The sequence below is a fragment of the Bradyrhizobium sp. genome (assembly GCF_030654605.1).
Taxonomy (GTDB): Bacteria; Pseudomonadota; Alphaproteobacteria; order Rhizobiales; family Xanthobacteraceae; genus Bradyrhizobium.
In genome coordinates, this window is the sequence record NZ_JAURXB010000072.1 from 99241 (window position 1) to 121378 (window position 22138).

Genomic DNA, 22138 nt, shown 5'->3' on the forward strand with positions numbered 1-22138 from the left:
CCCGGACGAGCTTACTTGCGCTCGCTCGGGAGGAGCGGCGGCTTCGCAGCGTCTCGAAGGATGGGCGGCATCGGGGCCTTCATGGTTCGAGACGGCGCAAGTTGCGCCTCCTCACCATGAGGAATGAGCATTTCAGCCGCCGCCGCTTCCTGAAGTTGACGGCGGCGGGGCTTTCGGGCGCGGCGATCCCCGGGGTTGCCCATGCGCGGGAGCCGATCGCGGCGGATGAATTCACCGTCGCGACCCCGGTTGCGATCGAGGTCAACGCAAGGCCGATTCCTTCCTTCGACAGCAGCGACAAGACGCGCGTCCGCTTCGGCGCGCTGGAATATCGCAGCGGACTGATCCTGACATCGCGATTCCGCGGCTTCGGCGGGCTGTCGGGATTCCGGCTCGATCCGAAGGGCGAACGCTTCATCGCGGTCAGCGACCGCGGCGGCTGGTTCACCGGCCGCATCGTCTATAAGGGCCGCGAGATGACCGGGCTCGACGACGTCGAGGCGGCGCCCCTGCTCGGGCCCGACGGCCGGCCGATCACCGCGCGCGGCTGGTACGATTCCGAGTCGCTCGCGCTCGATGGAACATTTGTCTATGTCGGCATCGAGCGGGTGCACCGGATCCTGCGCTACGATTTCGCCAGGGGATTCACGCGGTCGCGGGCTGAGGAAATTCCGCTGTCGCCGGCCTGGCGCAAGCAGCTGCCCAGCAACAAGGGGCTGGAAGCCCTGATGGTGGTGCCGAAGGGGCTGCCGCTGGCGGGCACGCTGATTGCACTCTCCGAGCGCGGGCTCGATGCCGACGGCAACATCATCGCGTTCCTGATCGGCGGCAAGACGCCGGGCCAGTTCAGCCTGCGCCGCACCGATAAATTCGAGGTCAGCGACGGGGTGCTGCTGCCTTCCGGCGACCTGCTGGTACTGGAGCGCAAATTCTCCTGGCTCTCCGGCATCGGCATCCGGATCCGTCGCATCCCGCTCAAATCGGTAGGCCCGGGCGCATTGGTCGACGGCCCCGCGATCTTCGAGGCGGATCTCGGCCAGGAGGTCGACAACATGGAAGCCATCGACGCCCACGTCACACCTGAAGGCGACACCGTGCTGACGCTGGTCTCCGACGATAATTTCTCGATGGTCCAGCGCAATCTGATCCTGCAGTTCACGCTGAGGGAGTGAGGTCCCTCATCCTCTCACTCTCCAGACATGCCTGAACATCCCGCGGCGCGAGGCGCCCGGGGTTTGCGTCGGTTTCACCCTTCCCGAGAAAGAAGGGCGCAGGGAAAGCCGGGCGCCGATTGCACCCGCGGTCGTGCGCACAAAGAGCGCACGAGTAGACCACAGGTGAACCGGATCATCCGGCTTTCCCTGCACGACGGTTTACGGCTTATACGTGATCTCCCCGGTGAGCCCTGCACTTTGCCACCGTCGCCGTGCGGATTGACGATGCATCTCGAGCCCGGTTGAGCCGGATGCATCTCCACACGACTTGACGCCAGCCTTGGGGCGTCGGGACCACACGATTTCGCCGTCCGCGCCCGTCTCGCCAAAGCTCTCGCCGGACCTCGCGCCTGTCCGGCCAGTTTCGTCGAAGACAGTTTTCAGCGCCGTCCGTCTGCGCGCCGCATGCCGCTCACGAGGTTCATCTCGCCCTGCGACTGCACCTGCGCGCCCGACGTTGTCGCGTCCATCGCATCCCGTTCCGACGTCCGTGCGTCCGCGAAACGCCCCTCCTGCTGGGACGGGACGGCGGGGAATATAGACTGATTTTCAATTTCCGAAAATCAGAATATTTTTGTGCGGAGGGCTTGACACGGCTTCTGCTAAACCGAAGTGATTTGCCCGCCGGCGCTCTGCGAGCTATGGCGGGGCAGGCCCGCGGGCGTCAGCGGCGCTGCAGCCGGAAAATGCCCCAGCCTGCGATCGCGGCCATCGCCAGCGAGATCAGGACGTTGTAGCCGGCCAGCGACAGGCCGAGGAAGCGCCATTGCACCTCGTCGCAGCGGATCACTTTTACGGTGTCGAGGCGCTCCAGCAGATTGCCGGCGCTGCCGAGATTGACCACCGGGCCGGAGCAATCGGTCGGCCCCTGCCACCACTTCCATTCGACGCCGGCGTGATAGGCCCCGAGCCAGGCATTGCCGAGCGCGGCAGCCGCGAGAATGGCGAGCCCCGCCAGCAGCACCGAGCGCGGCGTGTCCCTGGCGGCGGCGAACGCCACCAGCGCGCCGAGCGGGATCGCGAGGTAATAGGCATAGCGCTGCTCGAGGCAGAGCGGACAGGGCCGGATGTCCAGCACCAGCTGAAAGAACCACGCCCCCGCCAGCGTCGCCGCTGCGATGGCCGTGATCGCCAGCGCGGCCGACAATGCGGGATTGGCCCGAGGCGCATAGGACTGGCTTGCGATGGCATTCAGCGTCACGGTCATCTCCTGTGCCAAAGCGTCGTATCCCGCAGCCAAGGCGCTGTCGAGACAGGGCGCGATCACAGGGGAGTGTTTTGGGGCGGGGGAGACGACTTTGACATGCCGTTCCGGACCACGAAGACGGCTCGAAAGCCGCTTCCAAACCAACGGGTTGACCCGCCCTCCCCGGCCGCTATATTCCGCCGGCTTCGCGACCCCACGCCTTCCGGCCGGCGTCGCGAATGCCCCTGTGGCGGAATTGGTAGACGCGCTCGACTCAAAATCGAGTTCCGCAAGGAGTGCTGGTTCGATTCCGGCCAGGGGCACCAAGGGCTTATTTTCCTATAACTATTTCATTCTAATCAGATTGACTCCGCTTATTGAAAAGAGCGAGTTGCTGCCATCCTGCGTGCATGCGGGCCGATCTCGCTGATGGATCATCCGCGTCGTTCCCGGCTACTTCCGGTCTACCCCCTATCAACGGATACTCTCAGGCATGTCTCAAGTGTGCCAAGAGGCGTGCCGAGACTGTTCGGGCCTTAAATGGTTCGATATCGATCGCAACAGCGGCTTGCGTGCCGTCCGCAGGTGAGCCCGGCGTTTGGCTTCGATGGCCCGTGGATCGCGGCTGCGCAATGCCGCGAGGGGACCAGCGGAGTTTCATTCGAAGGCGGTCGGCGCGGTGGCCATCAATTGCTCGGAGCCTGGGATTTAGCGGGGGCTGCTGTAGCGCGGTGGCTCCGCCTTACGCAGCCGCATTGCAATCCGCAGAAAATACAGCCCGGACGCGGATGATGCGCATTTGATCAAGGACAAGAGATCAGATCGACATTTTGGTAAAAAGCAGATTGATCTGAGCGATTGTTCCCGGGGTTGCCCAGAAGTGTGTCTTGGAGGCTATCATGACGCGACTTGTCGCCACGACCGCCGCAGTTTTCATGCTTATGTTAGGCTGCGCTCACACTGCCTCCTTTCTTTCGGAACAGCAGGCGCGCGCCAAAGCAATCAATATTTTGCAGGGCGATCCATATGGAAGAACGCCTGATGAGGTTTCAAAGAACATCAAGCAAGTTCAATTCGCGCAAGACGGAAACACCAAGGCGTGTGGGGCCAAGAAGACTCCAGCATGGGAGTTTCACGTCGTTGTCGTGACGGCAGACAAAGATCAATACAATAAAGGGACCATCGATGGGTTCCTCGCAGTTGATGCTCGAACCGGCAAGATATTGTGTGCTAATTTGCCGTTGTTGGACTAGGCGGCATCAGAGCGGCTCTCAGTATGATGTGAGTTCCGGGTCGATTTTTCTGCAAGAGTCGATTGAGACGAGCCTCGCCCGCGCCTATCCAGGGCGATCGATCGCCGAGGGCGTTACCCGGGAGCCGTTTGAAAAATTCGACTCGGGGCGAATCCGCGCCAGGATATCGGCCCCTATGCTGCAACCATCCGGAATCGGCGCGTAGGCCGTGGCGTATTGCCGGCCGGTTCGTGCGATCCACGAATAGGTGAAGGCAAGACGGTTCGGTTTCTCGTCGTCGATGACTTGAACCGCGTCGAGTCGCGCCCCCGCATAGCCCCAGACGTGGAGCACGCCGTTCACCAACATGCCACGCCGCCCGACGATCACGTCGCCGGTTCGGAACGTCAAGTGGTCGGCCATGGCGCAACGCCCGAGCAGCCAGCCGAGGCAGCCGACCGCGGCAATGCCAAGACCGATCCAGAGGAAGATCGTTGCATCGCCCGGATTGATCGCGGCGAGCACGCTGCAAATCACCACGTCGAAGGCGAGAATGGCGACGAGGATCGCGCGGTGATCGGCACGGGTCGCCTCGCCGGCATGTTCGGCGAAAGCGGGCCAGTCCTCGGGGTCGACGGTCCAGCGCGCCACCACGTCGCTGCCCGCGACGAGATCGTTCCGCACCCGCACGAACCGGCGAAACAGCATCGCCACGATGACCGCCGATATGGCGAGGAAGAGCGCAATGAAGGTGATCGCGAAAGCGGCGCTTCCCAACCGGTCGTGCAGCGCGTCCCCGTCGAGCGCGAAAAGGCCGAGCCAGGCGACCGCGATCGCGGCCACGCTCAACGATACCCAATAGCCCGTGCGCGGATCGCTTCTCACGGTCTTTCCTCACAGCCGACCGTTGATATGATCAGTGATGGGTGGTGGCTTTGCTTTGATCTATCTCATGTTGTGTGCAAGCAGGCCGTGGCAACCTTTCATGACGTTGTGCAGACGAACCGTCTCGTTCAGCTTTGCACGGAATTTCAGGTTCATGATGCGCCCCATGTGGTATCGTGCTTTCTTGCTCGCCGGCCTGATCGCGGCCGTGCCACTGCCGGCCGCCGCTTCCGGGGCCTGGGTTCTGACCGAGGTGACGACCGACAAGCCCCCGATCTCCGAGTCTCCCTGTTATCCGGGAAAGACCATCGATCTGTCCGACGGCTCCGCCCGGTTCTCGCAGGGCTATGCGGATTGCTCCGGCCAAGGGAGGGTCAAGGGCGGAGAGCGGGCGAACACCACGATCCGGTGGCAATTCTCCCAGCCCGTTCAACTCCTCCAGCCGGACACGCCGCTCGTCGTCCGCGTTTCGATCACTCGGGATTCCAATCCCGTGCCCTATCACGGGGGTGGCGCCGCCTATTTCTATTTCCGCTCGCAGAGCGCGGTCGGCGGAGTCGAACTGAAGGGCTTCCTCGACAATCCGAACTTTGCGCGCTCCATTGATCGCGAGATCAGGCTCGACCGCGTTCCCGCCGGCCGGGATGGCGACAAGCTGACAATGTGGATGAACGTCAGCGGCGAAAGCGGGGGCGGAGACGTGTTCTACAAGTACGAGTTCCGCCAACAGGCCGCGGCCGCCCCGCCGTCCCCGCCGCCGGCCAAGGATCCAGCCGATATCAAATGCGGCCAATACGCGCTGGCGGCAAAGAAGCAGGCGTCGGAAAACGTCGCCAGGGGATGCGGCTACACCGGCGACCGCTGGCAGGCGGACTACCAGCCCCACTTCCTCTGGTGCGAGGCTGCCGCGACGACTGACGAGGAGTTGGCGCGCGAAACCGGCGCGCGATCCGCCGCCCTCGCCCAATGCCGCCCGACCGTCACTCCACCGACACCCGCTCCGCCACCACCCGCTCCGCCGGCTGCGAGGGATAGCGGCGCCCGATTCAGCTCCCTCTCGGGCGAAATCGAGGTTCGCCACGATGGAGAGAAGGAGTGGCGCTTCGCGAAGCTCGGCACCGTGCTCCGTGTCGGCGATCATGTCCGAACCTCCGAAGACAGCACCGCGATCATCGGGTTTGCCGATCTGTCGACGTTCCTGATGAAGCCGGAGTCGGAGATCGTCATCACGACGCCGCCTGAGCGCGATTCGATGGTCCGGCTGGTCGCCGGCAACATCCTGAAGAACGTCAGGAAGATGTTGAAGGATGGCACCATGGAGGTGGAGATGTCGCAGGCGATCGCGGGGGCCAGGGGTACGATCTTCGCGGTCGGCACCTCACCCGGGGCCGGCGACACCGCCGCCGTCCTGCAAGGCGCCATCGAGGTCCGTTCGAAGGCGACGGGCCGGACGATCCTGCTGAATCAGGGCCAAAGGGTCGCGATCACCGCACGCGGATTCTCGCCGGTCGAAAGCTTCGACATCGACGCGGAACTCGCGCGCTGGGGCGAGAGGTTTCCCGGTGCGGAGATGGCAGACATTCGGCAAAGGGTTGACGAGTCTCGCGCGCGCCACGCCCCGTCCCGGGACGGGCCGAGCCGAGGTCCGGCCGCCGACGCGGGCGACGGCCCCTATGGGTACTGGGCCGTGAGCGAAGGCGCAGACGGCGTGAAGATGGGTCTGATCTTCCCCGATTACTCCACGACCGAATACGTCGGCGCCCTCTTCTTCTGCGTTCCGCAAGGCGGCGTGCGGGTCTCGGTGGATAGTCCGGGCCGGCTCGTGGCCGGCAGCAAGGCCAAAGTGACGATCACCGCCGATGCGGCGACGGTCGATTATCGCGGCACCGTGCAGGACAAGATGACTGACGACGGTAGCATCGTCGTGTTCGACACGACATTCAACGATCCTATCTTTGAGGATCTCGCCCAAGCGACAACGATCGGCATTGGCATCGACGGACGGAAAGTGCCGTTGCCGATGCGGAACAGCCGGAAAACGTTCAAGCAATTTTTCGAACGCTGTCACCGATGAGACGAGCATTCATCATCCTGGTCGGTGGCATTGCACCACGATGCTTCACGCCCGCGAACATTTTTCGCTCTTCTCCGACCAGCAGACCTGACCTCCGCAGCGCGCCTAAATCGCACAGGAGCCCAAAGCGCCACATTGAGCACCGCAGCCTCACATCAGGACTGTGAGTAGACCTGTGAGTAAGTGATATTTATGATTTAGGAAATGGTGTAAAAACAAAGCGTTATGCTGTCAGTTCGATTCCGGTCAGGGGCACCAAGGAATTTATTCCTAGCCGTATTTCTTGGCCGAAGCCGTTTCTCCGCTGCCTACATGAGCGCATCTTATCTGGCGGCGATTGGTCCAATTGCACGATCCAGTTAGTTGCACCGATCGAGGACGCTCTTCGCATCCAGCAGATCTGATGCATCAAAGCCCTCATCGAACGATGTGAAGATGGGCTCAAGAGCGGCGCGCGCCTTGGCCGACTCTCCTTGATCCAGGTAAAGCCGCGCCAAGTCTGAAGCTGCGCGAAGTTGAAACAGGCGCGCGCCTTGGACTTTTGCAAGCTCTTGGGATTGACGAAAAAACGTCTCGGCCAGGTCTATTGCACCCTCGTGCTGATTGGATGCCGCGCAACCTGAGCAACTCCGACTTGGTCGTCGGCCCTCCTTCGACCCGCCGCAATAAACTATCGAGGAGAGAGGCTGCTTCGGATCGGCGTCCTAGTTCAAGCAGGACCTCTGCTTTCATAGAGACGCGCACGGAGAGTTCGTGCGCCCGCGCAAAGGCTGCTCCGACGGCCTCAGCACCAAAACCGTGAACTGCCATCAGGGCCGATCCGAACCCTATTCGCAAGTCCAGCTCGATCGCATCGCGCTCCGTCGCGCCTTCCACGCGAGTTACGAGTTCGATGGCACGCCGGAACAGCGCGACAGCTTCCTCCGCCGCCGACCGCCGCGCGGCGCGATGCGCCGCGCTCCGCCATGCCTGGATTGCCTCAGGCCATGATCCGGCTTCCGTCAGGTGCCGAGCGTAGAACTCGGGCTCCAGCTCCAGCAATGTCGCAACCAAGTGGCGGCCGCCGGCTAGAGCTGCCAGGTACTTGCTCCCGGTCAACGCCGATGATGCCTGAGACAAGGCCAAAGTGCTCCTGCATCGTGCGAAGAAACACGCCAACGTCGAGGAGAAATCCGTGGTAATAATATCATTCACGAGGCGTTGTGGATCGCGGTTGCTGGATATGCCACTATCGGGATGGCGCTGGCTTTCGAATGGTTGCGACAGAGCGCACGCACGAGAGGAGACGGATGAAATCCGCGCCGACGCGAATGACCGATCCCGCACCCAAACGCATCGTGTCCGGGGAACTGAAACCAGGCAACCTGGCACTTATGCCGACGCTGATGCTGAGCATAGGACTGCTGGTACTGCTGTCGGCCGGCTTGATTGTAGCGGTGAACTGGGTCACCGGCCGCGCCATCGTGCAGGAGTTTGCCACCCGCCTCATCGCGCGAGGGCTTTCCATACAGGAGATAGCGCTGCGGCGGCACCTTGATGCGGCCGTCGATCAGGCCACTTTCATTGCAGATGCAATCGGCGACGGTCGCTATAAACTCTTCGAACCTGCACTTGACGATTTTATCAGCGGCACCATGGCGGCGGCTCCTCAGATCGGGGGACTTATCCTCGCCGATCCCAGCGGCAAGGCATTGCGCGTCGTGCGCGGCGCGTCCAACACGACGCTACAACTGGACCATCCGGACATCACAGGAGACCGCCAGCTTGCGGAGATTGCCGATGAAATCCGGCTCCGCAAAGACGCCTATTGGGGACCGCCGGTCTATCGCGAGAGGGCACAGACGACTTCTCTGAACTATCGCGTCCCGATTCGAAAAGGAGACGTGTACCTGGGGTTCGTAACTCTCGCGGTCTCGACCCGGGCACTTTCGATCCTTGTAAAGGAACTGAGCGAGCCACCGCGATCCGCCGCCTTCATGCTGTACGGGCGAGACCGCATTCTTGCACATCGGGCGATGCTCGATGGAAACCGGAAGGCGTCCGAAGACGTTCCGCTACACACTCTCCGAACGTTTGGGGATCGGGTAATCGAAAATTATTCGAGCGCGCAGCCGCTCGACACGGCCGGCATAACGCCGCCGCCCGGAGCCGTGGCGCGTCAGCAGGCGGTCGATGGTGAACTCTATTTCATCTTTGCCCAGGAAATTTCCGGTTACGGCGACCTGCCGATCTCGACGGGTGCCTACGTTCTGGCGCGGGCCGTCGATGCGCCTCTTCGGCTGTTCTACTGGGCATCGGTCATTGCGCTTTTCATGCTCGGGGCATCCCTGATCGCGGCCGCGCTGATGGCCGGGACAATCTCAGGTCCGATCCGCCGGGCAGCGAGAAGCGCTGCCGCCATAGGCACTCTGGACTTCGACAAGGTAGCTCCCCTGGAGTACAGCCGCTTTCGCGAAATCAACGACCTGGCGCATTCGTTCAACGCGATGCTCGACGGACTGCGGGCTTTCGGCCGCTACGTTCCGCGAACGTTGGTAACGCGCCTCGTCAAGGAAGGCCGGGTCGGCGCGGGTACGGAGGAGCGCGAACTCGCCATCATGTTTACCGACATCGTGGGTTTCACCGCAGCATGTGAGAAACTGACCGCTCGCGAGGTCGCCGAGTATATCAATCATCACCTCGCCCTCGTCGCCGCCTGCGTCGAACAGGAAGGCGGCACCATAGACAAATTTATCGGGGATGCCGTCATGGCCTTCTGGGGTGCCCCAGGGCGGGTAGAGAACCCGGCAGCGTCGGCTTGCCGAGCAGCCCTTGCCATACAGCTCGAGATAGCCGCGGAAAACCGACGACGGACCGCTGCGGGACTCGAGCCGGTTCGCATTCGGATCGGCATCCACATGGGAACAGTAGTGGTCGGCGACATCGGCGCGCCCAACCGGATTAATTACACGATCGTCGGCGACGCCGTGAACGCAACCCAACGTTTAGAGAGCCTTGGCAAGTCGGTTGATCCTGACGCCGAGTCGATCACCCTGGTCAGCCGGGAGGTTTTTGAAATCCTGCCCGACGGCTTCCATCTCGTCAGCCGGGGATCGCATCGCGTCAAGGGCAAGCTCGATTGCCTTGATGTTTATCAGCTCGTCGCCAAGCCGAAGGGTGGCTCGGGCGATACGATTTGACCTTGCTTCGCGGTTGGCGAGGAGGACCGGCGTCAGCCCGATGAATGTGTAGAATGTCCGCCTAGGGTCAAACTGAGAAGTCAGGATACTCAATCGGGAGGTCAGCATTCCCCTCACAACCGGGACATCATCTCGTCATAGCAGCGCATGGTTTGTCATTGGCGAGCACAAAGCTGTAAGGAGGGTCACAGGCCCGCCGCCGCCAACGCTGCACCAGGCTTGTCCTGCTGGGTCGTTACCGCATTGAAATCTCCGCGCAGCGCTTTCAGCGCCATGCGTTCCTGCTCGATCTCGTGAGCCGTTCGAAATCCCATGCGGCGCAGGACTGGCACCGGAGGACACCAACCCTGGATCGCGTGTTGAAACAGAAACGCGGTTACCAGTGCAGGAAGCGCAAGCCACCTGCTGTCTCGGGTAACGCCAAGTATAACGCCGGTGAAGGCAAGAGCGGATGCATTCGCCTCGATGGCCCGCTCGATATCCCATTCCTCACGGAGCTCTCGGAGCCGACGCGGAATGGCTTCGGGATGCATTGCGAGCTGGTGCACGCGTTCCCGAATATCGTTCCGGATTTGTTGATTTATTTCTTCGCTCGTATGAGCCGGGACGCGATCGAACGTGCTGGACATAAATGCTCTCCTTCACGGTAAAAAGAGCAAATTCTCTCAAAGCCTGTAAGTTCCGTTCCGGATTACGGTGGCGGTGCGCTAATTGCCCAGTTCCGCGACGCCTCGAACATCGCCATCGCCGGCGCGGTCGGCGGCAACGCGTCGGGAACGATCAGTTGAATCTCCTTGGTGAGGTCGACCCCTTCGACACGCAGCGCCACCAGCCGCCGCGCCGCGACTTCGTCGGCGACCGAGGATTGCATCACGATCGACGCGCCGCCACCGGCGCGGACCGCGCGCTTGACGGCCTCGGTGCTGCCGAAGCCATCGACGATCATCAGGGAGTTCGCGGATGGTCCGAACTGGCTGCGCAGCACATGCCCGGTGCCGGTGCCGGATTCGCCACCCAGCAATGGCTCGCCTTGCAGCTCGGCCACGGACACGGAGCCGAGCCCGGCCCAGCGATGATCGGGCGCGACGATGACGACCAGCGGCTCGCGCGCAAAGGTGCGCGCGACAAAACCTTCCCTGCCGTCCCACCATTCCATGGCGGCGAGATCGGCTTCGCCGCGTTCCAGCCGGGCGATGACATCGCCGTTCGATCCGATCCATTGCTCGACCGGAATGCCGGCGCCGCGCCGGAAGGCAGCCAGATGAGGCTGCAGCAGATAGGTGCCGACATTGCTCGATGCGGCGACGCGCAGCGTCGGAAGCTGGACCAGGCCGCGCACGCGGCCGGCTGTCTCCACCAGCGAACGCGCCAGCGGCAGGAAACGCGCGCCTTGGTCGGTCAGCATCGCGCCGCCGCGCCGGCGCAGCACCAGGGGTGCTGCCACAACCTCTTCGAGCTGACGGATGTGATCCACGATGGTCGACGGCGCCAGATCGAGCTGGCGCGCGGCGGCGCGAACGCCGCGGGCGGCGATCACGGTGAGGAAGGTGCGGGCGTGGGTCAGGTTCAGCATTTTATGCGGTCAATGCGGCGGTCTCTGTTTTCTCGATATTGAGGAGCCCGGCGGGCGGCTGGCCTGCCAGGGCTTGCAGGATGCTCGACGCAGCGGACAGTTCGATTTCGCGCCGCGCCGACGTCACGGCCGATCCGATATGCGGCGTCAACACGGTCCGCGCCCCCGGCGCGGTCAGTCTCGCATCGATCGACATCGGCCGCTGCGGTCGCGCCCAGTCCTCGCATTCGAACACGTCGGCGGCATAGCCGCCGAGATGACCGCTCTCGAGCGCATCGGCCACCGCGGCTTCATCGACCAGCGAGCCGCGCGCGGGGTTGACCAGCAACGCCCCGGGCTTCATCCGGCCGATGGCCCGCGCATCGATCAATCCGGTGGTGGTTTCCGTCAGCGGCAGGCCCAGCACCACGAAATCGGACAGCTTCAAGACGTCATCCAATGGCGCCCGGTCGATGCCGGATATTGCGCCGAAGGGCCGGCTGTCGAATGCGACGATGCGGCAGCCGAATCCCAGGAGCCGGCGCGCGATGGCCTGGCCGACCAGACCGAACCCGACGATCCCGACCGTCGAGTTGCCGATGCCCGTGCCATACAATTGAGGCCGCCAGCCGGCGAAGCCCTGACGACGAATGCCGGCATCGCCGAGCGGAATGTGCCGCCCGAGCGCGATCATCAATCCGATCGCCAGTTCCGCGGTCGGCTCGGTCAAAAGGTCCGGCACGATGGTGACCAGGATACCGCGTTCGCGCGCGGCATCGACGTCGATATTGTCATAGCCCTTCAGCGCGGCACCGATGACTTTCAGTTCGGGACATCGTTCCAGAAATTCCCGGTCGATGCGGTCGGTCATGAAGGCCATCAGCCCAGTCGCCTCCCGGCACCGTTCGATCACTTCATCCTGGCTCCACGGTTCGGAACCCTCATTGGCGTCGATCCGGGCGACGCGTTCGAGCGCGGCGCGCGTTTCCGGGAAAACCCGGCTGGTCAGGACAACGAGGGGCGATTTCGTCATCGATGCACACTTACTTGAGTGACTTGCGCAAATATGCGCCGACACTGTCGACCATCACGACACAGGCGAGGATCGAAAGCAGGATGGCCGATACCTGGTCGTAATTCAAAAGCCGCAGCGCCGCGATCAGTTCGAAACCGATTCCGCCGGCACCGACGATGCCGAGCACGGCGGAGGCGCGGAAATGATATTCCCAGCGGTAGATGGTGACATCGGTCAGCTGCGGCAGCACCTGCGGCAACACCGCGTGCATGATGACCTGCATCGGCGTCGCGCCGGCGGCGCGCGCCGCTTCCAGCGGCTTGGGATCGACGTGCTCGATCGCCTCCGCATAGAACTTGCCGACCATGCCGACCGAATGCAGCGCCAGCGCGAGAACGCCCGGCAGCGCGCCGAAGCCGACCGCGGCGACAAACAGCACGCCGAGGATGATTTCCGGCACCGAACGCAGAAAGGCGAGCAAGGTCCGCACCGCCAGATAGACCGCCGGATGCGGGCTGGTATTGGGCGCGGCGAGCAGCGCCAGCGGCAGGGAGAACACCACCGCGAGCGCGGTGCCCGCGATCGACATCGCCAGCGTATCCAGCAGCGGCCGCAACCACGTCCGCCAGCGGCTGAAATCGGGCGGCACCATTTCCGAGGCCAGCGTGGAGATCGCGGGCCCGCTTTCGATGAAGCGCTGCGCATCGAAAAAGCCGGTTGCCGCCAGCGCGGCGATACAGGCGGCGACGATCAGCGCGACCAGTCCCGCCCCGCGCAGGGCGGAGCGTCTCTGGTCGGCGAGAATGGCGTCAAAGGTCTGCGAAGCGGATTTCATCACGTACCTGGAATCATGAGTCAGTATTGAAGCCCATCCTTCGAGACGCATCGCTTTGCGATGCTCCCCAGGATGAGGGTAACCTGTTGAAGCATAAGAACCTCATGCTGAGGAGCGAGCAACGCGAGCGTCTCGAAGCATCGGCAGTAGCGAGTCACCCATCTGACATCGTCGGTACTATAGCTTGGCGATGTCGAGTTGCAGCACCTTCGCCATGTCGCGCAGCACGTCGTAATCCTTGTCGGTGGCCGCCGCGATGGCTTCGACGCGGAACAGCTTCAGGATGGCCGGATCCTTCAGTTCCAGGAACGCCTTCCTGATGGCGTCCTTGAGTTCGGGCTTCAGGTAGCCCTGCATCGTCAGCGGATAGTTCGGAATCGGATCGGACAGCGCGATCTGCCTGAGTTTTGCGGGATCGACTTTTTTGGTCTCGACCAGAACCCGATAGATCGCTTCGGACAGCGCCCCGGCCGGCACCTGCCCGGCGGCGACGGCGCGCGCGACCGCATCGTGCTGGCCGAGATGGACGACCTTGTAATCGGCATCGCCGATCAGACCCTTCTTGGCGAGCAGCGCGCGCGGCGCCAGATGGCTCGAGGTCGAGGCACGGTCGCCGAACGCGAACGGCTTGCCCTTGATGTCGGCGATTTCCTTCACCGGACCGTCCGCGGTGGCGATCAGGATCGACTGGTAATTGGGCTTGCCTTTTTCGACGCCCACTCCGAACGGCTCGATTTCCGTCGCCTTCGACTTGGCGAGCACGTAGGAGAACGGGCCGAAATATCCGACTTCGATCCGCCCGAAACGCATCGCCTCGATCATCGAGGAGTAATCGGTGGTGACGATGATCTCGACCGGCTTCTTGAGCACGCCCTCCAGATACGCCTTGAGCGGCTGCGCGTTCTGAATGATCGTCGCGGCATTCTCGTCGGGCAGCAGCGCGATGCGCAGCTTGTCGGGGTTGGCCTTGTCGGCGAATGCGGGGCCGGCGAGCGCGCAGAGGCCGGTCGCGACCGAAGCCAACAGGAAATCACGGCGTTGAATCATGTACTTTCTCCATCCTGTTAAAGGGTGCGATCAGGCGGCGTGCGCCAGGCTCCGGCGTTCCGTCGCGTAGATATGATCGAGCGTGTGGGACCCGAGCTGATCGGGCGGGCCGTCGAAAACGATGCGCCCCTGGGCGAGGCCGATAATGTGATCGGCGAACTGGCGGGCCAGATCGACCTGATGCAGGCTGACGATCGCGGTGATGCCGTCCTCGCGGCTGATCCGGTGCAGGTCTTCCAGCACCCGGACCGAGGTGGCGGGATCGAGGCTGGCGACCGGCTCGTCGGCGAGCATGATCTCCGGCTTCTGGGCCATGGCGCGCGCGATTCCGACGCGCTGCTGTTGCCCGCCGGAAAGCTGGTCGGCGCGGTTCAGCGCGCGGTCGGCCAGGCCGACCCGGTCGAGCGCCTCCAGCGCCAGCAGGCGGTCGGCGCGCGGCAAGGGAAACATCGAGCGCAGCGCGCCATGCGCGGCCAGCCGTCCGGTCAGCACATTGTCGAGCGCCGACAGGCGGCCGATCAGATGATGCTGCTGGAACACCATGCCGGTGCGCCGCCGATGCGCCCGCAACCCGGCCCGGCTGGCGAAGATCGATCCGCGGCCTTCGACGCGAACCTCGCCGGAGGTCGGTCGCACCAGCCCGTTCAGGCTGCGCAGCAATGTCGATTTGCCCGCCCCCGAGGTGCCGAGAAGGACGATGAATTTCCCGCGCTGGAACACCGCTGACGTCGGCCGCAGCGCCACCACGCCGTTGGGATATGTAACGGCCACATTCAAGAGCGATAACATGTCGAACCCCGGAGAACAGAAGCTGATGTTCGGCTGTTCCGAACAAAACGGTCCACCGTTCACTCAGTCCGACTATCAAGTGCCCGTGACGGGGGAATGACAGCGTGGGTAGACGGGCCAAGCAAATCGAGTTCCGCAAGGAGTGCTCGTTCGATTCCGGCCAGGGCACCAGTCTTGCTTGCGCTGTTCGAGCACGAACGCCGATTGGCATCGCCGAGCCGCGCGCACCCGACGCGAAGCTCCGGCCGTCAATGTTAGGTTCCACCAGCCGCAAGAGTATAGCAGCTCGAATTGCGTCTATCTTGCCGCCACTCGGAATGAAGCCGCGCGTCATGCGGCACGCCCAGGCGTGAACCTTTGCCTCCTTCGCGACCCGATCGCTGCCGGATCAAAATTCCAGCGGAGCGTTGTCGACGACTTCCTTCATGACGAAGAACGTCCGGGTCTGCCGAACGCCGGGTAGTGCGATCAACTGATCGCCATGAATCCGGTTGAAGTCCGCCATGTCCTTGACCCTGATCTTCAGGAAATAATCGAAATCGCCGGCGACGAGGTGACAATCGAGGACGAATTTCAGTTTCGCGACGGCCTTCTCGAACGCCGCGAAACTCTCCGGTGTCGAGCGATCGAGAACGACGCCGACCATGACCAGCGCGCCCCTGTCGACCTTTTGCGGCACGATCATCGCGCGAACGTTCTTGATGCAGCCTTGCTCGAACAGCGACTGGGTGCGGCGGTGACATGTTGCCGGACTGACGTCGACCCGTTGCGCCAGTTCGGCGTTGGAGAGCCGGCCATTGCCCTGAAGCAGACGCAGCATCTTGAGGTCGATCCGGTCGAGCTTTCTGTGCACGGAATATTCTTCCATTATTCAATGATAAATTCGAAGTATTTCTTCCTTTCTATACCAAAACCATTGGAGTAGAGCAATATTCCGGATGACTTCGGGAGCACCTCTCTCGCCGACAATGTTAGTTTCCGGCGCACCGGAACAACAGGCAGAAGGGCACCTTGCATGCTGGAGAAGTTCGAACGCTATCCCCTCACTTTCGGACCTACCCATATCGAGAAGCTGGAGCGCCTCGGCGCCCATCTGGGCGGCAAGGTCGAGCTCTACGCGAAACGCGAGGACTGCAATTCGGGACTGGCTTTCGGCGGCAACAAGCTGCGCAAGCTCGAATACATCATCCCCGATGCGATTGCCTCCAACGCCGACACACTGGTCTCGATCGGCGGAGTGCAGTCGAACCACACGCGCATGGTTGCCGCCGTCGCGGCGAAGATCGGCATGAAATGCCGGCTGGTTCAGGAAAGCTGGGTGCCACACGAGGATGCCGTCTACGATCGGGTCGGCAATATCCTGCTGAGCCGGATCATGGGCGCCGATGTCGAAATGGTCGACGAAGGGTTCGACATCGGCATCCGGGAAAGCTGGGAAGCGGCGATCGCGGACGTGAAGGCCAAGGGCGGCAAGCCCTATGCGATTCCGGCGGGTGCCTCGGTGCACAAGTATGGCGGCCTCGGCTATGTCGGCTTTGCCGAAGAAGTGCGCGCGCAGGAGAAGGAACTCGGTTTTGCCTTCGACTACATCGTCGTCTGCACCGTCACCGGTTCGACCCATGCCGGCATGCTGGTCGGCTTCGCCAAAGACGGCCGCGCGCGCAAGGTGATCGGCATCGACGCGTCTTTCACTCCGGCGCAGACCAGGGCGCAGGTACTCGAGATCGCGCGGAACACCGCCGACCTCGTCGAACTCGGCCTGGAAATCGTCGAACAGGATGTCGTTCTGATCGAGGATTATGCCTACCCCGCCTATGGTGTTCCGTCGCAGGAAACGAAGGAGGCTATCCGCCTGTGCGCCCGCCTCGAAGGCATGATCACCGATCCCGTCTATGAAGGTAAATCCATGCAGGGCATGATCGATCTCGTGAAGAAGGGCTATTTTCCCGAGGGATCGAAGGTCCTCTACGCCCATCTTGGTGGCGCACCGGCGATCAACGGTTACGCCTATAGCTTCCGCAACGGTTGAGCGGCCGGCGCATGCCGGGGAGATTGGGAGAGAAGACAGGTTTTCCGCGCCAATTCCGGTATCGTCCACCCCAAGTGAACGCCAGGATTTGCTGCGGCTGCCCGCCGGAAAGCTGATCGGCGCGGTGCAGCGCGCGATCCGCAAGACCGACGCGGTCGAGCACCGACAGGCGGCCGATCAGATGATGCTGCTGGAACACCATGCCGGCGTGCCGGCGGTGCTCCCGCAACCGGGCCCCGATCTCGCGCCGCGACGCGGTCCAAGACGCGGTCCAAGGCCGATCGGATAGAAGCCTTCTAAACTCAATCGGGTGGAGCCGACAAACAAAATTGCAGAAAAGTGCTGTCGCAACCAGGGCAGCCACGGCGGTGCTGAATCCACATTGATCTCGAACTATTCTAGCCGCCGCTCGCTGTGCGGGCCGGAACACCTCATGTAAGTCCCGATGCGAACGTCGCCGCGGGCGACGATGTGGGGGCGTGTTGCGTCGTGAAGAACTTGAAGCAGGCAGTGTGCCTTGGTGCCGTCAGCTACCTCGCGCTGTCGCTCAATTCCATCCAGGGGGTGCAGGCACAGTCCTCGCTCCCGGCGATCACGGTGGACCCACCGAACAGGATTGTACGCGCGGCAACGACGCGGCGCGCTGCGACGACGTCCCCGCGCGCGACCGCGCGACGCGCCGCGCCGGCCGTGCCGCAAGTCCCCGTCGCCGACCGGCCCGGCGGCTTCAACTCGACCGCGCAGCTCGGCGCGCCGCCGCCGTCCTATGCCGGCGGCCAGGTCGCTACCGGCGGCCGCGTCGGCCTGCTCGGCAATCGCAGCGTGTTCGACACGCCGTTCAGCGTCACCAACATCACCTCGCAGCACATCAAGAACACGCAGGCGGCGTCGCTCAGCGACATCATCGCGGCCGATCCGTCGGTCAGAAGCCACTCGGCACGCGGCAGCTACTACGACCAGTATGTCATCCGCGGCTTTCATATCCTGAATGCCGAAGTGCTCTATGACGGGCTCTACGGCATCATTCCCGACAACACCTTCCCGGCCGAATTCGCCGAACGCGTCGAGATATTCAAGGGACCGAACGCGTTCCTGAACGGCGTCTCGCTGTCCGGCAATATCGCCGGCGCGATCAATGTGGTGCCGAAGCGCGCCGCCGAGTTCCCGATCACCAGCATCACCGGCTCGTACGCGACCAACTCGACGGGCGGAACGCATATCGACTACAGCCGGCGTTACGGGCCGGAAAAGGAATTCGGTGTCCGCGTCAACGGCGTCTACAGGGGCGGCGACAGCGTCGTGAAGGACAACGGCCACACCATCGGCGCGTTCGCGGTCTCAACGGATTATCGCAGCGACCGTTTCCGCGCGACCGCCGATTTCGGCCGCCAGAACCAGCGCGACACCCGCACGGCCAGCTTCGTCATGGTGGCGCCGGCAAGCCCGGTGCCAGCGGCGCCGAAGGCCGATACCAACATCGCCCCGCCCTGGACCTATGTGGACAATATCAACACCTACGGTCTCGGACGCGCCGAATACGACCTCGCGCCCAACCTCACGATCTTCGGCGCGGTCGGCGGAGCCGACAACAAGTTCGACGGCCTGACGTTTACACCGACGGTGCAGAATGCATCCGGAGCCTATAACGCGACGACGTCCTATTACCTGGTCAACAGCCATACGATCTCCACCGAAGCCGGCGTCCGCGCCAAATTCGCGACCGGACCGATCACCCACAAGGTCGTCGTGGCCGGAACCTATCTCGACCAGAAATCGCAGATACCGACCCTGCTCTCGCCCGCCGGATTCACCGGAAATATCTACCGGACCAACAATCCGGCAAGGCCGGCGCTTACGGGCCCCAACACCGGCAGCTCTTCGGCGCTGCAGCTGAGCGGCATTGCGCTCACGGACACGATGTACGCGCTCAACGACCGCGTTCAGCTGACCGTGGGTGCCCGGCACCAGGAGATCGCCGGCCAGGGCTTCTCGCTTGCGGGCGTCCAGACCGCCGCTTACGACAAATCGAAAGTGACGCCTTCGGCCGGCATCGTGGTCAAGCCGCTGGAGAAACTGTCGCTGTACGCCAATTACATCGAGGCCTTCACGCGTGGCCCGGTAGCTCCGGTCGGCAGCAGCAATGTCGGCCAGATCTTTGCGCCGATCATGTCGGTCAGCAAGGAAGTCGGCGCGAAATACGATTTCGGATCGATCGGCATGACGCTGGCCTTCTTCGACATCACGCAACCAACGGGGATCACCGATCCGACGACGCGGCGCTTCGATATCGCCGGCGAGCAACGCAACCGGGGCATCGAATACACCATCTTCGGCGAATTGAAGCCGGGCCTGCGCGCGCTCGGCGGCGTCACATTGCTCGACGGCAAACTGGAAAAGACGGCCGGCGGGATCAACGACCGCAAGACCGCGTTCGGTGCGCCGGACGTCTCGCTGACCTTCGGCCTCGACGCCGATGTGCCCTACGTGCCCGGCTTTGCGTTGAACGGACGGGTCATCTACACGTCGTCGCAGTTCGTGACGGCCGACAACACCAAGCAGATTCCGGAATGGACCCGCCTCGACCTCGGTGCGCGCTACGCTTTCATGTTCGATCGCACGCCGATGGTCGCGCGATTCAACATCGAGAACGTGATGGGCGACGACTACTGGGCGTCTTCGGCGCGCGGCTTCCTGAGCCGTGGCGCACCGCGCACCTTCCTGTTCTCGCTCACGGCGGACCTCAACCCCGCGCTCGATGCGGCTCGCCCGGCGATCTACACCAAATAAAGCGACCCGCCGACGCCGCAACGACAGGAGCCAGCGATGCGAACGATTTCGACGATCCTCCATCGCTGGTTCGGACTCGTCACGGCGGCGTTCCTGTTCTTCTCCGGCATCACCGGGGCCATCATCTCATGGGACCACGAAATCGACGACTGGCTCAACAGGCAGTTCCTCGATGTCGCCACCGAGGGGCAGGTGCGCCCGTCGGTGGAGCTGGCGAAACTGATCGAGCAGCGGGATCCGCGCGCACAGGTCACTTATCTGGTGATGGCGCCCAAGCCGCAGGAAAGCCTGTCGTTCTTCGTCGCGCCGCGCGTCGATCCGGCAACCGGCAAACGCTTCGCGCTCGACTACAACCAGATCTTTCTCGATCCGCATACCGGAGAGGAAATGGGGCGGCGCCATGTCGGCGTGGCATGGCCCGTCACCAGGGCCAATCTTGTCTCGTTTCTGTACCGGCTGCATTACACCATGCACATCCCGGAATTCTGGGGCAGCAACCGCTGGGGCATCCGCCTGCTCGGCATCATCGCGGTGATCTGGACGATTGATTGCTTTATCGGTTTCTATCTGACCCTGCCGCCCCGACGGCGTGCCAGCGCCGCGCGCCCCGCTGCCGTCGCGCGTGAACTCGATCGCGGCTTCATGGCGCGCTGGATGCCCGCTTGGAAGATCAAGACATCAGGCAGCGCCTATCGCATCAACTTCGACATTCATCGCGCTTTCGGCCTGTGGACCTGGGCGCTGCTGTTCATCATCGCTTTCACGGCGTTCTCGCTGAACTTGTATTTCGAGGTGTTCTCGCCGATCATGCGCAGCGTCTCGAACTACACGCCGAGCCCGTTCGAGCAGCGCGTCGCGGCGCCGCTCGACCGGCCGATCGTGCCGAAATTGTCCTACGCCGATATCATCGAACGCGCCGAGGCCGAAGCACGACGGCGGGGCTGGACCACTCCGATCGGCGCGGTCGCCTATTCGACCCAATACGGCATCTACAGTCCGCGCTTCTTCAACCCGGACGACGACCATGGCGTCGGCGGCGTCGGGCCATCGCGGCTGTACTATGACGGGCTTGATGGACGCCTGCTCGGCGAGCGGCTGCCATGGGTCGGAACGGCGGCGGACATCTTCGTACAGGCCCAGTTCCCCGTGCATTCCGGCCGCATTCTCGGATTGCCCGGCCGCATCCTGATCTCGCTGATGGGATTGGTGGTCGCGGCGCTGTCGGTCACCGGCGTGGTTATCTGGTCACGCAAGCGCCGCGCCCGCGAACTGGCGAAAGCCAGAGCCGCGCCATCCCGTGTTGGCACACATTCGGTGCCTGCCGAATAGGCCGCCGCATCTCGACGGCAACTGCACCGTGAACCTTGCGTGAAGCAGATCTCCCCGCGCATGCCGGGGAGATTGGGAGAGAAGACGGGTTTTCCGCGCCAATTTCCGGTATCATCCCGCTCAAGTGAACGCCAAGATTTGCTGGGGGAGATAACCGATGGACGAACTCGCCGCCCGGCGCGCAGCCGAAACGCTGCTCGCAGCACACAAAGCCAATGTGCAGTTCAAGTCACTTGATCCACCGGACCGGCCCGCCAGCGTCGCGGACGCCTATGATATTCAGCAGAGGTTCGTCATGCTGCTGCGGGGGCAGCACGGCGATCCCGTCGGCTACAAAGTCGGGCTGACGTCAGCGGCGATGCAGACATTCTGCGGGATCGACCATCCGATCGCGGGCGTCGTGCTGGCCAAACGCGTCATGCAGTCGGGAGCGAGCGTCCGGCGCGCGGATTACGGGCGGCTCGGCCTCGAATTCGAAGTCGCGGTTCGGCTCAAATCGGACGTGCCCGCCACGGGCACACCGTTCACCGCCAAGACGATCGCGCCGCATATCGGCGACGTCTGCGCCGCGATCGAAATCGTCGACGATCGCAGCGCCGACTATGCCGGCCTCGACGTCAAGTCGCTGGTGGCGGACAATTCCTGGAACGCCGGCATCGTGCTGTCGGAATTTTCGGCCACATGGCCCGATCTGGCCGATGTGCCCGGCCGCGCCAGCAGGGACAGGGTCGCGATCGGCGAAGGCCACGGCCGCGACATCCTCGGCCATCCCTTCAATTCGGTGGCGTGGCTCGCCACGCAACTGGCGGCGCGGGGCGCGGGGCTGAAAGCCGGCGAGGTGGTGATGACCGGCGCGGTCATGAAAACCGTGTTTCCGGACGCCGCCGCGCGCTATCGGTTCGAGCTCGAGGGGCTGGGCTCCGTCGAGGTGCAGGTGGCGTAACGCGGCAGGGCGCCGGCATCGCAGGGCGGGCTCGCATCTGGG

General features: G+C 63.2%; 18 protein-coding genes, 1 tRNA gene and 1 pseudogene. 10 read left to right on the top strand and 10 right to left on the bottom strand.

The genetic code is table 11. The features are described 5' to 3' along the window. Positions 1-116: 116 nt before the first annotated feature. Positions 117-1172 (top strand): esterase-like activity of phytase family protein, encoded by a 1056-nt coding sequence (locus Q7U29_RS07410; protein ID WP_304739989.1) that lies wholly within the window; start codon positions 117-119, stop codon positions 1170-1172. 706 nt (positions 1173-1878) lie between these two features. Here Q7U29_RS07410 and Q7U29_RS07415 read toward each other — a convergent pair. Beyond that, the gene (locus Q7U29_RS07415; RefSeq protein ID WP_304739991.1) at positions 1879-2415 is read right to left on the bottom strand and encodes a disulfide bond formation protein B; all 537 of its coding nucleotides are present in this window, start codon (positions 2413-2415) and stop codon (positions 1879-1881) included. 226 nt (positions 2416-2641) lie between these two features. Between Q7U29_RS07415 and Q7U29_RS07420 the strand changes: the two genes are divergently transcribed. Then, positions 2642-2726, top strand: a tRNA-Leu gene (locus tag Q7U29_RS07420). 573 nt (positions 2727-3299) lie between these two features. Continuing rightward, positions 3300-3653 carry a hypothetical protein gene (locus tag Q7U29_RS07425; protein ID WP_304739993.1) on the top strand — a complete coding sequence of 118 codons (354 nt, stop codon included), beginning with the start codon at positions 3300-3302 and terminating at the stop codon, positions 3651-3653. Positions 3654-3737: 84 nt separating this feature from the next. Here Q7U29_RS07425 and Q7U29_RS07430 read toward each other — a convergent pair whose 3' ends face one another. Beyond that, positions 3738-4475, bottom strand: coding sequence for a hypothetical protein (locus tag Q7U29_RS07430; protein ID WP_304739995.1), 738 nt, complete (start codon positions 4473-4475; stop codon positions 3738-3740). A 196-nt stretch (positions 4476-4671) separates the two neighbouring features. On the opposite strand from Q7U29_RS07430, the gene Q7U29_RS07435 reads away from it, so the two are divergent. The 3 genes from Q7U29_RS07435 (at position 4672) to Q7U29_RS07445 (ending at position 9770) form a co-directional block, all read left to right on the top strand. After that, positions 4672-6591, top strand: a complete 1920-nt coding sequence (locus Q7U29_RS07435; protein WP_304739997.1) for a FecR family protein — start codon at positions 4672-4674, stop codon at positions 6589-6591. 753 nt (positions 6592-7344) lie between these two features. Beyond that, positions 7345-7581, top strand: a complete 237-nt coding sequence (locus tag Q7U29_RS07440) for a hypothetical protein (RefSeq protein ID WP_304739999.1) — start codon at positions 7345-7347, stop codon at positions 7579-7581. A gap of 299 nt (positions 7582-7880) precedes the next feature. Further along, a complete protein-coding gene (locus tag Q7U29_RS07445; RefSeq protein WP_304740001.1) occupies positions 7881-9770 on the top strand; it encodes an adenylate/guanylate cyclase domain-containing protein in 1890 nt (629 codons plus the stop codon). Positions 9771-9955: 185 nt separating this feature from the next. Here the strand turns inward: Q7U29_RS07445 and Q7U29_RS07450 are convergent, their stop codons facing one another. From Q7U29_RS07450 to Q7U29_RS07480, 7 genes are all read right to left on the bottom strand, one after another. Beyond that, positions 9956-10399, bottom strand: coding sequence for a DUF2892 domain-containing protein (locus tag Q7U29_RS07450; RefSeq protein WP_304740003.1), 444 nt, complete (start codon positions 10397-10399; stop codon positions 9956-9958). Between the two features lie 62 nt (positions 10400-10461). Further along, positions 10462-11343: a LysR family transcriptional regulator gene (locus Q7U29_RS07455; RefSeq protein WP_304740005.1), complete on the bottom strand. Its 882-nt coding sequence runs from the start codon at positions 11341-11343 to the stop codon at positions 10462-10464. Position 11344: 1 nt separating this feature from the next. Further along, positions 11345-12355: a phosphonate dehydrogenase gene (locus tag Q7U29_RS07460; RefSeq protein WP_304740007.1), complete on the bottom strand. Its 1011-nt coding sequence runs from the start codon at positions 12353-12355 to the stop codon at positions 11345-11347. Positions 12356-12365: 10 nt separating this feature from the next. After that, positions 12366-13172, bottom strand: coding sequence for a phosphonate ABC transporter, permease protein PhnE (gene phnE / locus Q7U29_RS07465; RefSeq protein WP_304740009.1), 807 nt, complete (start codon positions 13170-13172; stop codon positions 12366-12368). A gap of 177 nt (positions 13173-13349) precedes the next feature. Beyond that, positions 13350-14219, bottom strand: coding sequence for a phosphate/phosphite/phosphonate ABC transporter substrate-binding protein (gene phnD / locus Q7U29_RS07470; protein ID WP_304740011.1), 870 nt, complete (start codon positions 14217-14219; stop codon positions 13350-13352). A 30-nt stretch (positions 14220-14249) separates the two neighbouring features. Further along, positions 14250-15008: a phosphonate ABC transporter ATP-binding protein gene (gene phnC, locus Q7U29_RS07475; RefSeq protein ID WP_370691709.1), complete on the bottom strand. Its 759-nt coding sequence runs from the start codon at positions 15006-15008 to the stop codon at positions 14250-14252. A gap of 388 nt (positions 15009-15396) precedes the next feature. Then, a complete protein-coding gene (locus Q7U29_RS07480; RefSeq protein ID WP_304740013.1) occupies positions 15397-15861 on the bottom strand; it encodes an Lrp/AsnC family transcriptional regulator in 465 nt (154 codons plus the stop codon). Positions 15862-16023: 162 nt separating this feature from the next. On the opposite strand from Q7U29_RS07480, the gene Q7U29_RS07485 reads away from it, so the two are divergent. Continuing rightward, positions 16024-17037, top strand: coding sequence for a 1-aminocyclopropane-1-carboxylate deaminase (locus tag Q7U29_RS07485; protein WP_304740015.1), 1014 nt, complete (start codon positions 16024-16026; stop codon positions 17035-17037). A gap of 85 nt (positions 17038-17122) precedes the next feature. On the opposite strand, the pseudogene Q7U29_RS07490 reads toward Q7U29_RS07485, so the two are convergent. Next, positions 17123-17266, bottom strand: a pseudogene (locus Q7U29_RS07490) (phosphonate ABC transporter ATP-binding protein); the annotation flags it as partial. Between the two features lie 260 nt (positions 17267-17526). Between Q7U29_RS07490 and Q7U29_RS07495 the strand changes: the two are divergent. The 3 genes from Q7U29_RS07495 (at position 17527) to Q7U29_RS07505 (ending at position 22096) form a co-directional block, all read left to right on the top strand. Next, the gene (locus Q7U29_RS07495) at positions 17527-19824 is read left to right on the top strand and encodes a TonB-dependent siderophore receptor (protein ID WP_304740017.1); all 2298 of its coding nucleotides are present in this window, start codon (positions 17527-17529) and stop codon (positions 19822-19824) included. A 36-nt stretch (positions 19825-19860) separates the two neighbouring features. Further along, positions 19861-21153 carry a PepSY domain-containing protein gene (locus Q7U29_RS07500; protein WP_304740019.1) on the top strand — a complete coding sequence of 431 codons (1293 nt, stop codon included), beginning with the start codon at positions 19861-19863 and terminating at the stop codon, positions 21151-21153. A gap of 157 nt (positions 21154-21310) precedes the next feature. Beyond that, the gene (locus tag Q7U29_RS07505; RefSeq protein ID WP_304740021.1) at positions 21311-22096 is read left to right on the top strand and encodes a 2-keto-4-pentenoate hydratase; all 786 of its coding nucleotides are present in this window, start codon (positions 21311-21313) and stop codon (positions 22094-22096) included. The last annotated feature ends 42 nt before the right edge of the window (positions 22097-22138 follow it).

Coding starts and splice junctions, on each gene's coding strand:
- Q7U29_RS07410 (WP_304739989.1), top strand. CDS start 117: ATGAGGAATGAGCATTTCAGCCGCCGCCGCTTCCTGAAGTTGACGGCG.
- Q7U29_RS07425 (WP_304739993.1), top strand. CDS start 3,300: ATGACGCGACTTGTCGCCACGACCGCCGCAGTTTTCATGCTTATGTTA.
- Q7U29_RS07435 (WP_304739997.1), top strand. CDS start 4,672: ATGATGCGCCCCATGTGGTATCGTGCTTTCTTGCTCGCCGGCCTGATC.
- Q7U29_RS07445 (WP_304740001.1), top strand. CDS start 7,881: ATGAAATCCGCGCCGACGCGAATGACCGATCCCGCACCCAAACGCATC.
- Q7U29_RS07450 (WP_304740003.1), bottom strand. CDS start 10,399: ATGTCCAGCACGTTCGATCGCGTCCCGGCTCATACGAGCGAAGAAATA.
- Q7U29_RS07455 (WP_304740005.1), bottom strand. CDS start 11,343: ATGCTGAACCTGACCCACGCCCGCACCTTCCTCACCGTGATCGCCGCC.
- Q7U29_RS07460 (WP_304740007.1), bottom strand. CDS start 12,355: ATGACGAAATCGCCCCTCGTTGTCCTGACCAGCCGGGTTTTCCCGGAA.
- phnE (WP_304740009.1), bottom strand. CDS start 13,172: ATGAAATCCGCTTCGCAGACCTTTGACGCCATTCTCGCCGACCAGAGA.
- phnD (WP_304740011.1), bottom strand. CDS start 14,219: ATGATTCAACGCCGTGATTTCCTGTTGGCTTCGGTCGCGACCGGCCTC.
- phnC (WP_370691709.1), bottom strand. CDS start 15,008: ATGTTATCGCTCTTGAATGTGGCCGTTACATATCCCAACGGCGTGGTG.
- Q7U29_RS07485 (WP_304740015.1), top strand. CDS start 16,024: ATGCTGGAGAAGTTCGAACGCTATCCCCTCACTTTCGGACCTACCCAT.
- Q7U29_RS07500 (WP_304740019.1), top strand. CDS start 19,861: ATGCGAACGATTTCGACGATCCTCCATCGCTGGTTCGGACTCGTCACG.
- Q7U29_RS07505 (WP_304740021.1), top strand. CDS start 21,311: ATGGACGAACTCGCCGCCCGGCGCGCAGCCGAAACGCTGCTCGCAGCA.